The sequence below is a fragment of the Janthinobacterium sp. FW305-128 genome (genome assembly GCF_020858135.1).
Classification (GTDB): Bacteria; Pseudomonadota; Gammaproteobacteria; order Burkholderiales; family Burkholderiaceae_D; genus Janthinobacterium.
In genome coordinates this window covers 33,459-48,236 of the sequence record NZ_JACYMK010000015.1, presented here as the reverse complement: position 1 = coordinate 48,236, position 14,778 = coordinate 33,459, and the positions used below count along the sequence as shown (strand labels likewise).

General features: G+C 61.4%; 15 protein-coding genes. 8 read left to right on the top strand and 7 right to left on the bottom strand.

Translation table 11 applies throughout. The annotated features are described in order from the left end of the window. Positions 1-31: 31 nt before the first annotated feature. The 3 genes from IGS60_RS26270 to IGS60_RS26260 form a co-directional block, all read right to left on the bottom strand. Positions 32-493, bottom strand: a complete 462-nt coding sequence (locus IGS60_RS26270) for a GNAT family N-acetyltransferase (RefSeq protein ID WP_230506629.1) — start codon at positions 491-493, stop codon at positions 32-34. A gap of 47 nt (positions 494-540) precedes the next feature. Next, on the bottom strand, positions 541-795 hold the full coding sequence (locus tag IGS60_RS26265; RefSeq protein ID WP_070219266.1) for an acyl-CoA-binding protein: 255 nt from the start codon (positions 793-795) through the stop codon (positions 541-543). A gap of 200 nt (positions 796-995) precedes the next feature. Beyond that, positions 996-1,352: an FKBP-type peptidyl-prolyl cis-trans isomerase gene (locus IGS60_RS26260; RefSeq protein ID WP_034760263.1), complete on the bottom strand. Its 357-nt coding sequence runs from the start codon at positions 1,350-1,352 to the stop codon at positions 996-998. A 197-nt stretch (positions 1,353-1,549) separates the two neighbouring features. Between IGS60_RS26260 and IGS60_RS26255 the strand changes: the two genes are divergently transcribed. From IGS60_RS26255 to IGS60_RS26230, 6 genes are all read left to right on the top strand, one after another. Then, positions 1,550-2,521 carry a cytochrome D1 domain-containing protein gene (locus IGS60_RS26255; RefSeq protein ID WP_070291134.1) on the top strand — a complete coding sequence of 324 codons (972 nt, stop codon included), beginning with the start codon at positions 1,550-1,552 and terminating at the stop codon, positions 2,519-2,521. Positions 2,522-2,592: 71 nt separating this feature from the next. Further along, positions 2,593-3,369 (top strand): polysaccharide deacetylase family protein, encoded by a 777-nt coding sequence (locus IGS60_RS26250; RefSeq protein ID WP_230506688.1) that lies wholly within the window; start codon positions 2,593-2,595, stop codon positions 3,367-3,369. Beyond that, positions 3,366-4,406: a sterol desaturase family protein gene (locus IGS60_RS26245; RefSeq protein ID WP_230506628.1), complete on the top strand. Its 1,041-nt coding sequence runs from the start codon at positions 3,366-3,368 to the stop codon at positions 4,404-4,406. The genes IGS60_RS26250 and IGS60_RS26245 overlap by 4 nt, the downstream gene beginning before the upstream one ends. Continuing rightward, positions 4,406-5,233, top strand: coding sequence for an EI24 domain-containing protein (locus IGS60_RS26240; RefSeq protein WP_230506627.1), 828 nt, complete (start codon positions 4,406-4,408; stop codon positions 5,231-5,233). Before IGS60_RS26245 ends, IGS60_RS26240 begins: the two co-directional genes overlap by 1 nt. 31 nt (positions 5,234-5,264) lie before the next feature. Then, on the top strand, positions 5,265-6,050 hold the full coding sequence (locus IGS60_RS26235; RefSeq protein WP_230506626.1) for a molybdopterin-binding protein: 786 nt from the start codon (positions 5,265-5,267) through the stop codon (positions 6,048-6,050). A gap of 364 nt (positions 6,051-6,414) precedes the next feature. Next, a complete protein-coding gene (locus IGS60_RS26230; RefSeq protein WP_230506625.1) occupies positions 6,415-9,531 on the top strand; it encodes a transglycosylase domain-containing protein in 3,117 nt (1,038 codons plus the stop codon). 55 nt (positions 9,532-9,586) lie between these two features. Here IGS60_RS26230 and IGS60_RS26225 read toward each other — a convergent pair whose 3' ends face one another. Continuing rightward, the gene (locus IGS60_RS26225) at positions 9,587-10,192 is read right to left on the bottom strand and encodes a glutathione S-transferase family protein (protein WP_230506624.1); all 606 of its coding nucleotides are present in this window, start codon (positions 10,190-10,192) and stop codon (positions 9,587-9,589) included. A gap of 131 nt (positions 10,193-10,323) precedes the next feature. Here IGS60_RS26225 and IGS60_RS26220 point away from each other — a divergent pair, with 131 nt between their 5' ends. Continuing rightward, positions 10,324-11,670 carry a TAXI family TRAP transporter solute-binding subunit gene (locus IGS60_RS26220; protein WP_230506623.1) on the top strand — a complete coding sequence of 449 codons (1,347 nt, stop codon included), beginning with the start codon at positions 10,324-10,326 and terminating at the stop codon, positions 11,668-11,670. A gap of 13 nt (positions 11,671-11,683) precedes the next feature. Here the strand turns inward: IGS60_RS26220 and IGS60_RS26215 are convergent, their stop codons facing one another. From IGS60_RS26215 to IGS60_RS26205, 3 genes are all read right to left on the bottom strand, one after another. Beyond that, a complete protein-coding gene (locus tag IGS60_RS26215; protein ID WP_230506622.1) occupies positions 11,684-11,968 on the bottom strand; it encodes a helix-turn-helix domain-containing protein in 285 nt (94 codons plus the stop codon). After that, positions 11,965-12,315: a type II toxin-antitoxin system RelE/ParE family toxin gene (locus IGS60_RS26210; RefSeq protein WP_070219259.1), complete on the bottom strand. Its 351-nt coding sequence runs from the start codon at positions 12,313-12,315 to the stop codon at positions 11,965-11,967. Before IGS60_RS26210 ends, IGS60_RS26215 begins: the two co-directional genes overlap by 4 nt. 157 nt (positions 12,316-12,472) lie before the next feature. After that, entirely contained in the window at positions 12,473-12,934 is a 462-nt protein-coding gene (locus IGS60_RS26205; protein ID WP_070219342.1) for a rhodanese-like domain-containing protein, read from the bottom strand. Positions 12,935-13,320: 386 nt separating this feature from the next. On the opposite strand from IGS60_RS26205, the gene glnA reads away from it, so the two are divergent. Then, the gene (glnA, locus tag IGS60_RS26200) at positions 13,321-14,736 is read left to right on the top strand and encodes a type I glutamate--ammonia ligase (RefSeq protein ID WP_070219258.1); all 1,416 of its coding nucleotides are present in this window, start codon (positions 13,321-13,323) and stop codon (positions 14,734-14,736) included. The last annotated feature ends 42 nt before the right edge of the window (positions 14,737-14,778 follow it).

Genomic DNA, 14,778 nt, shown 5'->3' with positions numbered 1-14,778 from the left:
ACGGCCTGTTTTGGTGGTTTTTGGTGAGTTTTCAGCCTTTTTCGGCCAGTTTCAGGTGCAAAATGGGGAAAGGCTTGCCAAAGGGGTCGCATTCCGAGCGGCTTTCCTCGATAAATCCCAGGTGGCGGTAAAAGCCGTGCGCTTGCGGGTTGTGCTCGTTGACGTCGACGGCCGTGGCTTGCAGGCTGGCGATGGCGTGCTGGACCAGCGTGCGGCCGGCGCCGCTGCCGCGTTGATCGGGATGCACGAACAGCATCTCGATCTTGGCGTGCTCGACGCACAGGAAGGCGTACGGGACACTGTTGGCATCGCGCAGCACGTGAAGCCGATGGTCCGCCGTCACCCTGGCCAGCTCATCGCGAACGAAGGGCATGAGGAAAGCGATATCGCTGTCGGCGAGGAAATCGTGGGTGGCGCGTACGGACAGGTGCCAGACGTCGAACAAACGGGGCAGGTCGGCGGCATGGGCCAGGGAAATCGGTGATGGTGTCATGCGGAAATAATAACATTGCCCCGGGCTGTGCCGGGGCAGGGGGATGATCAGTCCTTCAAGTCTTCGATCAGGTCGATGTATTGTTGCTGTGCATCTTCCTTCGACGTGCCGGCCAGGGCCGCCCAGGCGTCGAACTTGGCGCGGTTGACGAAGTCGGTCATGCCAGGGCGCTCACCCGTGGCGTCGCCGCTCGAGGCTTGCTTGAACAAGGCGTAGATTTTCAGCAAGGTCATATTGTCCGGACGCTCGGACAGGGTCTTGGAATCGAGCTGCGCTTGGTCGAATTGCTCTTGTAAACTCATGATGGCTCCTGTGTGCTGATGGAATCGCTGGAAAAGTGCGGCAGGCGCGGCGGAGTGGCCACCGTGTGTGCTGCAGTGCCTGACATCATAGTGAAAAAAGCGCGCCGTGCATTAGAGGACACACTCAAAACAAAAGCGCCGCCGCTGAATGAACAGGGGCGGCGCCAGGGACAGTCGCTCGAGCGCTGCGGAGTCTGTTCTTATACGCCCAGCAGTTCGACGTCGAAAATCAGGGTGGCGTTCGGTGGAATTACGCCGCCGGCGCCGCGTGCGCCATAGCCCAGTGCTGCCGGGATGATCAGCTGGCGCTTGCCGCCCACTTTCATGCCTTGCACGCCTTCGTCCCAGCCCTGGATGACGCGGCCTGCGCCCAGCGGGAATTCGAACGGGTCGTTGCGGTCCTTGCTCGAATCGAATTTCGAACCGGCGCTGCCGTCGTCGTTCTGCAGCCAGCCCGTGTAATGCACGACAACATTGTTGCCGGCTTGCGCTTCAGCGCCTTCGCCGACGACGGTATCGATGTATTGCAGGCCGGAAGCGGTAGTGGTGGTGGTCATGATAATCCTTGTGTTGGCGATGAAAGCTTCAGATTGTAGAGCAATGAGTTGCAAAGCGCCATTCCAGGCCCGCTGCAGGGAAAATGGGGAAGTTACGACGAGGTTTGGCGACGGCTTGTATTTAAGGGGGGATTTCACACAATAAATACGGTGTTCCACGTAAAATGCATGTTTTGTATTTAACAGTGATTTCTTCCATGTTCCGCAGTCTACGCCGCCTTGTTTTTTCCTCGCTGTGCCTGGTTTCCGCAATATCGACGGCGCAAGCCGAAGTGGTGGTGGTACTCAATTCCCGTGATGCTACGGTGCAACTGCTGGACCAGAAAACCTACGCCCCCCTGTCCACCTTTGCCGTCGGCAAGGAACCGCACCACCTGATGGAGACGCCGGACGGCAAGTCGCTGATCGTCGCCAGCTCCGTCGGCAACGAACTGATCTTCCTCGACCCCGTGTCGGGCCAGATCCAGCGCCGCATCAGCAACATCCTCGACCCTTACCAGATCGGCTTTTCGCCGGACCAGAAGTGGTTCATCTCGAATTCGCTGCGCCTGGACCGCATCGACCTGTACCGCTACGACGGCAAGAACCTGACCCTGGCCAAGCGCATCGCGCTGCCGAAGCTGCCCAGCCACATGGCCTTCACCGCCGACAGCACCATGGCTTTCATTACGCAGCAGGGCAGCAACCAGGTCAGCGCCATCGACCTGGCCACGCAGACGGTGAAATGGACCATGCCCGTCGGCCCCGCGCCGGCCGGCATCACGATGACGCCCGACGGTAAATATTTGCTGGTCGGCATCATGGGCAGCGATTACGTGGAAGTGATCGACTGGCGCACGCAAAAGACCGTCAAGCGCATCAAGGCGGGCGCCGGCACGCATAATTTCCGCGCGCTCGGCGACAACCGCATGACGTTCGTGTCGAATCGCGTGTCGAACACGATCAACATCATCGACCAGCAAACCCTGGAAAACGTGGGCACCATCAACGTGCCTGGCGGCCCGGACTGCATGGAAATCACGCCAGATGGCAAGACCATGTGGGTCACCCTGCGCTGGATCAAGAAAGTGGCCGTGATCGATTTGACCACGCGCAAGGTGATCAAGACGATCCCCGTGGGCCGCTCGCCCCATGGCGTGTATTTCGCCACGCACTCGCCGCGCATGTGATGACGGGTGTGATGATGAAACGCCTGATTTCCGCGGGCCGTGTGCCCGCCGTGCTGCTGTGCGCCGGCACCATGCTGACGCCCGCGCATGCCGCCGCACCTGCCGCCGCTGCACCAGCCGCAGCATCAGCGCCGGCCGCCTGCAAGGGTACGATCTACATGACGTTCGACACGGGCAGCCAGTCGCAAGCGCAACTGATCGCCGACGTGCTGAACAAGCGCCAGATCAAAGCCACGTTCTTCCTGGCCAACGAAAAGACCACGCGCGGCGACTATTCGCTCGATCCGTCGTGGGCGCCGTACTGGAAAGCCCGGGTCGCCGAAGGCCATGCGTTCGGCACGCATACGTTTGACCACGTGTACTGGAAGAAGGATCTGGCCAACGGCTTGATCCAGGTTAAGCCCCAGTTCGGCAAGGATGGCGGCAAGCTGGCGTCGGTGACGGATAAGCAGTTCTGCGAGGAATTGCGCCGTGTCGATACGCGCTTTCAGGAACTGACCGGACACAAGCTCGACCCGTTCTGGCGTGCGCCGGGCGGCTACACATCGCCGCGCACCCTGGCGGCCGGCAGCGCCTGCGGCTACCAGCATGCGGGCTGGGCGCCGGCAGGGTATTCCGGCGATGAGCTGCCCAGCGACAAGTATCCAAACGCCATGCTGCTGAAGAAAGCGCTGGCGAACTTGCGCAGCGGCGACATTTTTATTGCGCACATGGGCATCTGGTCGCGCAAAGATGCATGGGCGCCCGCCAATCTCGATGCCTTGATCTCCGGCCTGCAAGACAAGGGTTTCTGTTTTGCCACCCTGCGCGAGCATCCTGCCTACGCGCGGAAGAAGGGCCAGCCATGATCGCCGCCGACATCGTCAGTTTCGTCACCCCGGCGATCGATGCCGTGGTCGATGCGTTTGGCGTGGCGCAAGGCTGGCTGTTCCAGACTGTGGTGAATCCCCTCGTCTATCACCTGGGCTTTGGCGAATTTACGGAAGAAGCATTCGAGGGCACGGAATGGCTGCTGATCGGCCTGTGCGAACTGGTGCTGCTGTTTCTCGTGCTGCGCCCGCTCGAAGCCCTGATTCCCGCGCAAAAGATCACGGACCCGCGCGCCCGCTGGAACGACTTCATCTATACGGTGCTGCACCGCATCGGCCTGTTTTCCGTGCTGGTCTTCTTCACGCTTGATCCGCTGATGGATGCCTTGGCAGGCGCCTTGCGTTTCGACAATATCCATCCATTGAATCTGGAGTCGCTGTTGCCCGGCATCAGTCCCTTAGTCAGTTTTATCATTTATTTTGTGATACTGGACTTCGTCGACTATTGCTACCACCGTGCCTCGCACCATTTCGGCTGGTGGTGGGGCTTGCACAGCCTGCATCATAGCCAGCAAAACATGAATTTGTGGAGCGATGACCGCAATCACCTGCTCGACGACTTCCTGCGCGACGTGGTGATGGCGCTGGTGGCGCTCGGCATCGGCGTGCCGCCGGGCCAGTACGTGCTGCTGGTGTCGGTTTCGCGCATTCTGCAAAGCTTGCAGCATGCGAATGTGAGGATACACTTCGGCCGCATCGGCGAGCGGCTGCTGATCTCGCCCCGTTTCCACCGCACACACCATGCGATCGGCGTGGGGCACGAGTCGAAAGGCAAAGGCAGCATGGGGGGCTGCAACTTCGGCGTGGTGCTGCCGATTTGGGATATGCTGCTGGGCACCGCGAATTTCTCGGCCGGCTATGCGCGCACGGGCGTGCGCGACCAGCTGGCCCGTATCGACAGCCAGGGCGTGGGCCGGCCCGGGCGCAACTATGGCCGCGGCTTCTGGCAGCAGCAATGGCTGGGCCTGCGCCGCATGGTGGAATTTGCAAGAATCAAACGAAAAGGACGCCGTTGATGCGTAATGTGCTGAATTCGTATGGCCGTGCTTTCCTGTCGCAATTGCACGGCAGGATATTGCTGCTGAGCATAGCGCCGTTCATCCTGTCGCTGATCCTGTGGGGCGCCCTGCTGTATGTGGGCTTGCAGCCGCTGATCGACAGCCTGCATGCGCTGTTTACGCAATATGACTTCTTCCGCACCAGCGGCCAGGTGTTGGCCACCTTTGGCCTGGGCATGCTGAAAGCGGTGATCGTGCCGTTGATCGCCATGTTCATGCTGTTGCCGCTGATGATCTTGACGGCGCTGATCTTCATGGGCCTGTTCGCCATGCCGGCCATCGGCCGGCATATCGGCGGGCGGCATTTTCCGCAGCTGGAAAAGAAGCATGGCGGCAGCCTGCTGGGCAGCGTCGCCACCTCGCTGGCGACGTTCCTGCTGTTCATCATCGTCTGGGTGCTCATGCTGCCCCTGTACGCGTTTCCGCCGGCCGCACTGGTGGGGCAGGCCGTGCTGTGGGGCTGGCTGACCTACCGCGTGATGGCGTATGACGCCATGGCCGATTACGCCAGCGTGGAAGAGCGCCACGCCATCATGCGCACGCAGCGCTGGCCGCTGCTGGCCATCGGCATGGTCTCCGGCGCGGCCGGCGCCGTGCCGGGCATGCTGTGGATGGGCGGCGTGATGTCGGTGGTGTTCTTCCCCTTCCTGGCGGCGTTCGCCATCTGGCTGTATGTCTTGATCTTTATCTTTACGGGTCTGTGGTTCCAGTATTACTGCCTGGAAGCACTGGCGCGTTTGCGGGGCGTACGCGGCATGACCGACGTGGCGCCGGCGGACGCTTGAGTATTTTTATTGCATTCTACGAGGGAGTTTCATGGCTATCGGATTGATCATCATTGGCGACGAAATCCTGTCGGGCAAGCGCACGGACCAGCATTTTCCGAAAGTCGTGAGCATGCTCAAGCAGCGCGGCTTGCAGCTGAGTTGGGCGGAATACGTGGGCGACGAGCCGGCCCGCCTGGTCGCCTTGCTCAAGCGCAGCTTTGCCAGCGGCGACATCGTCTTCAGCTTTGGCGGCATCGGCGCCACGCCGGACGACCATACGCGCCAGGCGGCGGCCGATGCGCTGGGCTTGCCGCTGGTGCTGCATCCGCAGGGCAAGCTCAATATCCAGCAGCGGATCACGGAAATGGGCGAGGAGGCGGGCGTGCCGGCCGATTTGAACTCGCCGGAAAACCTGCACCGCCTGAAAATGGCGGAATTCGTGCAGGGCGCCGAGCTGATTCCGAATCCGTACAACAAGATTGCCGGCTTTGCCGTGCGCGAACATTATTTCGTGCCGGGCTTTCCCGTCATGTCCTGGCCCATGATCGAATGGGTGCTCGATACGCATTACGCCCACCTGTTCAACCAGGTGCCGCACGCGGAACATGCCTTGCTCGTGTATGAAACGGCCGAATCCTTGCTCACGCCGCTGATGGTGCGCCTGGAAGCGGAGTTTCCGCTGATTAAGGTGTTCAGCCTGCCCAGCGTGGGCGATGCGCAGACGCGCCGGCATATCGAACTGGGCGTCAAGGGCGAGCCCGCGCAAGCGGCGGCTGCCTTTGCCGAGATGCGCGCCGCACTCGATACCTTGCAGGCGGAATACACCACCATTTGAGATGCCGCCAGCCCGGCGCCGGCGGCTTTTTCGCTGGCGTCCAGCCCGCCATGCATCTATGTACGCCAGCGTACGTTCCAAGACGTTGTTTTTTTGCGAAAATCTTCAATGAAGCAAGATTTTTGTGCGCGCTCGTCAGTCGTTTTCATGCCGATGTGGTGGAATGGTGAACAGGGGCCTTGCGTGTCGAACGCGCGGTCGCCTGCCTGTGCAGTAGCGTGTTTTTTTGATTCACCGGTATGGACATCATGTTAAGCAAGTTTTGTTGTGACCGGCCTTGGCTGGCCCTCGTCTTATCCTGCGCGGAGCGGCATCGCTGCCGCCTTTTCCGTGCCGTCCAAACCCAACCTTACCCCAGCATCCCATGAAAGACACAGGCGTCAATCTGGCCGCGCAAGAGCGGCCCCCCTCTGATCCAGCTCCCGAGGCGCCGCCGCCGGCGAGCCCGCCGAAGAAGCGCCGTTCGCGCATCTGGCCGATCTTTGCCATCATCTTGCTGGCGCTGATCGCCGGCGTGGCGTGGTTCGTCATGCGCGAAGTGCGCACGTCGGCCCTGCAGGCCGAGTTTTTCACGCGCCTGGACCGCCAGCTGGCGTTCAAGGTCGAGCCTGGCCCTGCACCGGCGGGCGCCATCCGCTATCCGCAACATGGCCCGTATGACGAGCGGCTTGGCTATGCCAGCCTGCCGGATTTTATTAGCAAGCTGAATGCGCGCGACTATGCCGTCACGGCACAGGCGCGCATGTCGCCGAAAATGGTGCAGCTGGTCGACCGTGGCATCTTTGCCACCTATCACGAGAAAAATCGCGCGGGCCTGACCATCCTCGATTGCCGCGCCGCACCGCTGTTCGCGGCCAGCTATCCCGAGCGCATGTTCGACGGCTTTGCCGAAGCGCCTCCCGCGCTCGTGCAAAGCCTGCTGTTCATCGAAAACCGCGAATTGCTCGACCCGGGCACGCCCAAGCGCAATCCCGCCGTGGAATGGGACCGTCTGAGCAAGGCGATCCTCGACAAGGCGCTGAACCTGTTCGGCGGCCACCGCGGTGGCGGCGGCAGTACGCTGGCCACGCAGATCGAAAAATACCGGCATTCGGAAGACGGGCGCACCAGTTCCATGCAGGACAAGCTGCTGCAGATGATTTCGGCCAGCCTGCGCTCGTACCAGGATGGCGAAAACACCATGGAAGCGCGGCGCAAGATCGTCGTCAATTACCTCAATACCGTGCCGCTGTCGGCAAAGAGCGGCTTTGGCGAAGTCAACGGCATCGGCGACGGCATGTGGGTCTGGTATGGCCGTCCGTTTGCCGAAGTGAAAACCTTGCTTAGTGGAAAAATGGACCAGCCGGGCAGCGCGCTGGCCTACAAGCAGGCGCTGAGCCTGCTGATCGCGCAGCGCCGTCCTTCCCATTATCTGGTGGCCGGCGGCGCCGACCTGGAAGAATTGACCAACAGCCATCTGCGTTTGCTGGCGCAGGCGGGCGTGATTTCGCCGCAGCTGCGCGATGCGGCCATCGCCGAGAAGCTGCGTCCGTCGACGGCGTCCGGCGTGCAATCGGAAGCGTCGACCTCGTTCGTTACGCGCAAGGCCTCGAATGCCGTGCGCAACCACCTGGCCACCATGCTCGGCGATCCGCGCTTGTACAACCTCGACCGCCTTGACCTGAAAGTGGTCAGCACGCTCGACGCGCAGGCGCAAAACGCCGTCACCAAGGTCTTGCGCGAGCTGCGCGACCCGGAAGTGGCGAAAGCGGCGGGCCTGACGGGCAAGGGCATGCTGGGCAATGGCGACCCCGCCAACGTGGTCTACAGTTTTACCTTGCTGCAAAAGGGCGAGCAGGCCAACTTGCTGCGCGTGCAAACGGATAACTTTGACCAGCCGCTCGACATCAACGAAGGCGCCAAGCTGGACCTCGGTTCCACGGCCAAGCTGCGCACCCTGGTCACGTACCTGGACATCATCGACCAGTTGCACCAGCGCTACAGCGGCATGGGCGCCGCCGAGCTGGGCAAGATTGCCGTCGATCCGAAGGACATGCTGTCGCAGTGGGCGATTGCCTATCTGAAGCCGTTGCCTATCGGCGAAGCGCGCAACTTGCCAGCCATGCTGGCGGCCGCCATGGAACGCAAATATTCGGGCAATCCGGGCGAAGGCTTCTTCACGGGCGGCGGCTTGCACCATTTCGGCAACTTCTCCAAGCTCGACGACAGCCGCATCATGACGGTGCAGCAGGCGCTGCGCCAGTCGACCAACCTGGTGTTCGTGCGCCTGATGCGCGACGTGGCCCGCTACTACATGTTCTCGCGCCCCGATTCTTCGGCCTCGCTGCTGGCGGACGCGGACGATCCGCGCCGCGCCCAGTACCTGAGCCGCTTTGCCGACAAGGAAGGGCGCGAATTCCTGCACCGCTTCTATCAGAAGTACCGCGGCAAGAGCGTTGACGAGCAGGAAAAGATTTTATTGGCCAGCATCCGCCCGACGCCCGTGCGCCTGGCGAACATCTTCCGCACCGTCAACCCGAAGGGCACTGTGGCGGAATTCGGCGATTTCCTCAACGCCAACCTGCCGTCGCAAAACGAAGTGCCGCCCGAGCGCGTCGCCAAGATGTACCAGCAGTACGCGATGGAAAACTGGTCCTTGGCCGACCGCGGTTATCTGGCCAATGTGCATCCGCTGGAACTGTGGATGGTGGCGTATCTGCGCCAGCATGAAGGTTCCACCCTGACGCAGATGGTGGCGGCCAGCGAAAAGGAACGCCAGGAAGTCTACAAATGGCTGTTCAACACGCACCGCAAGCATGCGCAGGACCGCCGCATCGCCAACTTGCTGGAAGTGGAAGGGTTCCTGGAAATCCACCGCCAGTGGAAGAAGATGGGCTACCCGTTTGATTCGCTGGTGCCGTCGTATGCGACCACCCTGGGCGCGTCGGCCGACCGGCCCGCCGCGCTGGCCGAATTGATGGGCATCATCATCAACGATGGCGTGCGCAAGCCGAGCGTGCGCATCGATTCCATGCATTTCGCCGCCAACACGCCGTACGACACCATGGTCAAGCGGGGCAGCAAGGTGGAGGCGGAGCAAGTGTTGTCGCCGGACGTGGCCAAGGCCGTCGCCAAGGCCATCCGCGAAGTCGTGTCGGACGGTACGGCGAAACGGGCGAAGACGGCATTCGTCGGCGCCGACGGCGTGCCGATCCCGATGGGCGGCAAGACGGGTACGGGCGACCAGCGTTTCGACGTGTATGGCGCCGGCGGCCGCCTGATCGAGTCGCGCTATGTGAACCGCTCGGCCACGTTCGTATTCAATATCGGCGAGCGCTTCTACGGCAGCATGACGGCGTATGTGCGGGGACCGGAATCGAAGAACTACGATTTCACCAGCGCCTTGCCCGTGCAATTGCTGGTGTCGCTGGCGCCGAGCTTGATGCCGCTGATCGAACCGCCCGCGCCGGCCGAGGGCGTGGCCAGGCAGTGCACGAATTAACCGGCAGTATGCGGATTGAGCAAAACGCCAGCTTCCATGCTGGCGTTTTTTCTTGCTAGCCGGCAAACACGGCCGTTTTATCTTCCAGGCGCGCGTGATAGGCGGCGATGGCCGGATAATCGGGGCGCTGCATCGGAGCCATCAGCCAGCGCTTGACGGACAGGCCCAGCACGATATCGGCCAGGGTGAACGCTTCGCCGCACACGAAGGCTCCCGTACGCTGCAGCTGCTGTTCCAGCACGCCCATCATCTTGTTCCATCCGGCAATACCGGCTGCCAGCTGCGCCGCATCCTGGTGGGCCGGGCTGTGGCGCACCAGCGACATGAAGGCGTAGCGCCAGCTGTTGTTCAAATCGCCCATTTGCCAATCCATCCATTTTTCCACTTCCGCGCGGACGCTTGGCGTGCTTGGAAGCAAGTCGTCGCGGCCCGCCTGGGCGCACAGGTAGCGGCAGATCGTGTTCGATTCCCACAGCACCAGGTCGCCGTCAACCAGCACGGGCACCATGGCGTTCGGGTTCAGGGTCAGGAAAGCCGGGTCGTCGGTACTGCGAAAGCCGCTGCCCCAGTCTTCGCGTTCGTAGGGCAGGTCGAGTTCGTCGCACGTCCACAGGACTTTGCGGACATTGATCGAGGCGGCTTTTCCAAGAATTTTCAGCATGCGGGGCTCCAGAGGGCAGGTGATCGATCTGCCACTGTAGCGGAAATGGCCAGGCCGCGCATGTGAAAGTGCCTTGCATAGTTGGGCTTTTCTTGGCATCGTAGCCACCCATGAAACCTATGCGCCACCACATGTCCAAAATTCTCGCGTTCAGCCGCTTTTCCGTGCGCGATTTCCTCGCCACCGCCGGTCCCACCCTGCTGCTCGTCGGCGCGTTCTGCGCGCTCGCTTACTGGCTGGTCAACCCGGCGCCGCCGCGCCAGGTGAGCCTGTCGACGGGGCAGGACAATAGCGCGTATGAAGAGTTCGGCAAGAAATACGCGGCTACCCTGGCCAGGCACGGCATCAAGGTGACCTTGCAGCCATCGCTGGGTTCGCAGGAAAACCTGCAGCGCCTGAACGCGGGCAAGACCGATATCGCCTTCGTGCAAAGCGGCTCGACCGAGCACGCCGATGTCGAGCGCCATGGCCTCATCTCCCTGGGCAGCCTGTTTACGGAACCCGTCTGGCTGTTCCTGCGCGAAGACAAGGCGGTGACGGAACTGACGCAATTGAAGGGCATGAAGATCAACCTGGGGCCGGAGGGCACGGGCGTGCCCAGCCTGTTCCGGCAGTTGCTGTCCGTGAATGGCGTCGAAGCGAACGAGCTGACCGTGAGTGCCTTGCAAAACACGCCCGCCACGGTGGAGCTGCTGGAAGGACGCATCGACGGCCTGGTGTTCAGCTCGGCGCCGGAAGCGCCGCTGATCCAGATGCTGCTGCAAACGCCGGGCATCAAGCTGTTTGATTTTTCGCAAGCGGAGGCGTACACGCGGCGCCTGCCTTTCCTCACGCATGTCGTCTTGCCGCGCGGCATAGTCGACCTGGGAAAAAATATCCCGGCGCAGGATTATCATCTGATCGCGCCGACCGCCACCCTGGTTGCGCGCGAAGACTTGCATCCGGCCCTCGTCGACCTGTTCGTGCAGGCGGCGGCCGGCATTCACGGCGGCACGGGCTGGTTCCAGCAGCAGGGGCAATTCCCGTCCGCGCGCTACACGGAAATTCCCGTCGCGCCCGAAGCGCTGAAATTCTACAAGGATGGCGCGCCCGTGCTGCAGCGCTATATGAGTTTCTGGCTGGCTAATTTCTTCGACCGCATGTGGGTGCTGGTGGTGGCGCTCGGTGCCTTGATATTGCCCTTGTCGCGCGTGGTGCCGCCCCTGTACGTGTGGCGCATCCGCTCGCGCGTGTACCGCTGGTACGGCCAGTTGCGCACGGTGGAGCAGGCGCTGGAAGACGTGCCGCAAGCGCAGCGCGCACAGGTGTATGCGGAGCAATTGAAGCGGCTGGACCAGATCGAGGACATGGTCAACCAGATCTCGATTCCCCTGTCGTTTGCCGATGGCCTGTATGGCTTGCGCAGCCATATCAACTTCGTGCGCAAGCGCATATTGACCCTGATGGGCGAGCATCCAGAGGCAGGCGAGGCGGCCTGAACGCTTAAGTCGCTTAAACGAGGGTGACCGACAGCTTGCGTCCAAGCAGCGCGGCGGCCCGCTCCAGCGTGGAGAGCGTCACGTCGCTGCTGGGGTCGAGCAGGCGGTCGAGCTGCGAGCGGCTCGTCTGCAACAGGGCCGCCATGCGCGTCTTCGACATCGCTTGCTCCTGCATCGCCTGCGTCAGTTGCCAGGCGATCACTTCCTTGATGGCGCGGGTTTGCGTTTGCTCGAAGATGCCTTCTTCTTTTAAAAAGTCGTCGAGGCTGCTGCCGAGATGGGGAGCGGTGGCGTTCATGTCAGTTCCTTGTAGCGTTTGCGGGCCAGCGCCAGGTCGTCTTCCGGCGTCGTCCGGGTTTTCTTGATAAAGCCGTGCAGCGCCACCAGGCAATCGCCGTGATGGCAGATCAGCACGCGCGCAATGCGGTTGCCGGGCAAGCTGCTGCGCACTTCCGACAAGCCGTGCCCGAGATGCCGGCACAGGGGCATGCCCACGGGCCAGCGCCATTGCGCATGCATCAAGTCTTGCCCGATCACATGGCGCTCTTCAAGCGGCAAGGACTTGAGCCAGTCGCGCACGGGTTCGCCGCCATTGCCGTTCGCATAGAACAGCAGGGTAATCTGCCGCAAGCCGGAAGCATCCATGACGCACCTCTACGTTGTACTATATAAGGTACATTATTTCAAGGAGAATTTGCGTCGCAATGGAAGAAAACGGGCGCGCATGGATGGTTGTAGCCGATGGCGGACCATCGCGTGGCCCGCCAGATCAAACACTGTTCAGATAGTCAGGCGGCCAGCGTCATGCGCCCAGCCACGGCAGCCCGGCCTTGCACCAGCCGCCGATCTGCTTGCGGTGGCCGTCCGCATCCTTGTCGCCTTCAAACCCTTCAAGGATGTCGAAGCAGTTGATATAGCCGTGCTCGGTGGCCAGCTTGGCGGCATGGCGCGAACGCACACCCGAGCGGCACAGGAACAGCAGCACCTCGTCTTTGCCGGCCTGGGCCGCCAGCTGCGCGAGGAAATCGGGATTCGGCACGCCGCCCGGGTAGGTGGCCCACTGCACCGCACCATGCTGGGTATCGGCGATGTCGACCCGGCCTACCCAGTCGCGCTCGGCGTTCGTGCGCACGTCGATGAGCTTGGCGGCTGCGTCCAGTTGCAGCAGCGCGTACGCTTCCTGCGGCGTCACGGCGCCGGCATACGGCGTACCTTCATTGGCCCGGCTGCGGGCGGTGGTCAGGATGTCGGCGGCGGTAGTCATGGTGTCCTCGATGAAAGTGGGCAGGTATGGTCGATTATAGTGCGCCATCCGCGCCCCGCAAACGGGAATGCCATGCTGCACGCTCAATGCACCACAACGAGGCATTTTTTAGAAATCCGCACAAAATGCACGATAATGGTGCGTTATTCGTTTTTTGCACTTGCATAGTGCATTCTTGATTTGATGCAAACTCAGCAGGAAAATCGCGGGCGGGAAAACTTTCATTGGGATAGCCGGGTTTTGCCTTTGGCGGCCAGGTCTCTTCTGGAGCTGGCATGGAATCTGCTATGATCCTTATGAGTTTTGGTGGCACGCAATGTTTGCTTCGCTTCATCAGCCCAGACGCACTAAGGTCGGCTCACCCCACATTCATTTAGGAGATACGCATGGCAATGACAGCCGCAGAAGTCTTGAAGATGGTAGAAGAAAACGAAGTCAAATTCGTTGATTTCCGCTTTGCTGATACCCGTGGTAAAGAGCAGCACGTGACGGTTCCCGTGTCGCACTTCGACATGGACAAATTCGAGTCGGGCCACGCCTTTGACGGTTCTTCGATCGCTGGCTGGAAAGGTATCGAAGCGTCCGACATGATCTTGCTGCCGGATCCAAACACGGCCAATATCGACCCGTTCATGGAAGAAACGACCTTGTTCATGCAGTGCGACGTGATCGAACCGTCGGACGGCAAGGGCTACGACCGCGACCCGCGCTCGATCGCGAAACGCGCCGAAGCCTACCTGAAATCGTCGGGCATGGGCGACACCGCCTACTTCGGCCCTGAGCCGGAATTCTTCATCTTCGACAGCGTGCGCTGGAAGATCGACATGTCGGGCTGCTTCGTCAAGATCGGTTCGGACGAAGGTTCCTGGTCGACCGGCAAGGACATCGAAGGCGGCAACAGCGGCCACCGTCCTACCGTCAAGGGCGGTTACTTCCCGGTGCCGCCAGTGGACAGCTTCCAGGACATGCGTTCGGAAATGTGCCTGATTCTGGAATCGCTGGGCATCCCGGTTGAGGTACATCATCACGAAGTCGCCGGCGCCGGCCAGAATGAAATCGGCACCAAGTTCTCGACCCTGGTCGAGCGCGCCGACTGGACGCAAAACCTGAAATACGTGGTGTGGAATGTGGCGCACAGCTATGGCAAGACCGCCACCTTCATGCCGAAACCTATCGTTGGCGACAACGGTTCGGGCATGCACGTGCATCAATCCGTATGGAAAGATGGCAAAAACCTGTTCGCTGGCGACGGCTATGCCGGCCTGTCCGATTTCGCCCTGTACTACATCGGCGGCATCATCAAGCACGCCAAGGCGCTGAACGCGATCACCAACCCGGGCACGAACTCGTACAAGCGTCTGGTACCAGGTTACGAAGCGCCGGTGAAGCTGGCGTACTCGGCGAAAAACCGTTCCGCCTCGATCCGTATCCCGCACGTGGCCAATCCAAAAGGCCGCCGCGTCGAAGCGCGCTTCCCGGATCCGCTGGCGAACCCGTACCTGTGCTTCGCCGCACTGCTGATGGCCGGCCTGGACGGCGTCGCCAACAAGATCCATCCGGGCGAAGCCGCCTCGAAAGATCTGTACCATCTGCCGCCGGAAGAAGACGCACTGATCCCTACCGTGTGCGCTTCGCTGGAAGAAGCACTGGAAGCCCTGGACAAGGACCGCGAGTTCCTGACCCGCGGCGGCGTGTTCAGCGATTCGATGATCGACGCTTACCTGGAACTGAAAATGCAGGACGTGCAGCGCATGCGCATGACCACGCATCCTGCCGAGTTCGACATGTACTACTCGCTGTAATGGCGCCACGCCGGCAACGTGCCGGTAGTGAATAAAAAAACG

Excerpts from the sequence above, each read along its gene's own strand:
- IGS60_RS26270 (WP_230506629.1), bottom strand. The coding sequence starts at position 493 with ATGACACCATCACCGATTTCCCTGGCCCATGCCGCCGACCTGCCCCGT.
- IGS60_RS26225 (WP_230506624.1), bottom strand. The coding sequence starts at position 10,192 with ATGCTGAAAATTCTTGGAAAAGCCGCCTCGATCAATGTCCGCAAAGTC.
- IGS60_RS26250 (WP_230506688.1), top strand. The coding sequence starts at position 2,593 with ATGCTGACGCCCGCGCATGCCGCCGCACCTGCCGCCGCTGCACCAGCC.
- IGS60_RS26265 (WP_070219266.1), bottom strand. The coding sequence starts at position 795 with ATGAGTTTACAAGAGCAATTCGACCAAGCGCAGCTCGATTCCAAGACC.
- IGS60_RS26255 (WP_070291134.1), top strand. The coding sequence starts at position 1,550 with ATGTTCCGCAGTCTACGCCGCCTTGTTTTTTCCTCGCTGTGCCTGGTT.
- IGS60_RS26230 (WP_230506625.1), top strand. The coding sequence starts at position 6,415 with ATGAAAGACACAGGCGTCAATCTGGCCGCGCAAGAGCGGCCCCCCTCT.
- IGS60_RS26240 (WP_230506627.1), top strand. The coding sequence starts at position 4,406 with ATGCGTAATGTGCTGAATTCGTATGGCCGTGCTTTCCTGTCGCAATTG.
- IGS60_RS26215 (WP_230506622.1), bottom strand. The coding sequence starts at position 11,968 with ATGAACGCCACCGCTCCCCATCTCGGCAGCAGCCTCGACGACTTTTTA.
- IGS60_RS26220 (WP_230506623.1), top strand. The coding sequence starts at position 10,324 with ATGTCCAAAATTCTCGCGTTCAGCCGCTTTTCCGTGCGCGATTTCCTC.
- IGS60_RS26245 (WP_230506628.1), top strand. The coding sequence starts at position 3,366 with ATGATCGCCGCCGACATCGTCAGTTTCGTCACCCCGGCGATCGATGCC.
- IGS60_RS26205 (WP_070219342.1), bottom strand. The coding sequence starts at position 12,934 with ATGACTACCGCCGCCGACATCCTGACCACCGCCCGCAGCCGGGCCAAT.
- IGS60_RS26235 (WP_230506626.1), top strand. The coding sequence starts at position 5,265 with ATGGCTATCGGATTGATCATCATTGGCGACGAAATCCTGTCGGGCAAG.
- IGS60_RS26210 (WP_070219259.1), bottom strand. The coding sequence starts at position 12,315 with ATGGATGCTTCCGGCTTGCGGCAGATTACCCTGCTGTTCTATGCGAAC.
- IGS60_RS26260 (WP_034760263.1), bottom strand. The coding sequence starts at position 1,352 with ATGACCACCACCACTACCGCTTCCGGCCTGCAATACATCGATACCGTC.
- glnA (WP_070219258.1), top strand. The coding sequence starts at position 13,321 with ATGGCAATGACAGCCGCAGAAGTCTTGAAGATGGTAGAAGAAAACGAA.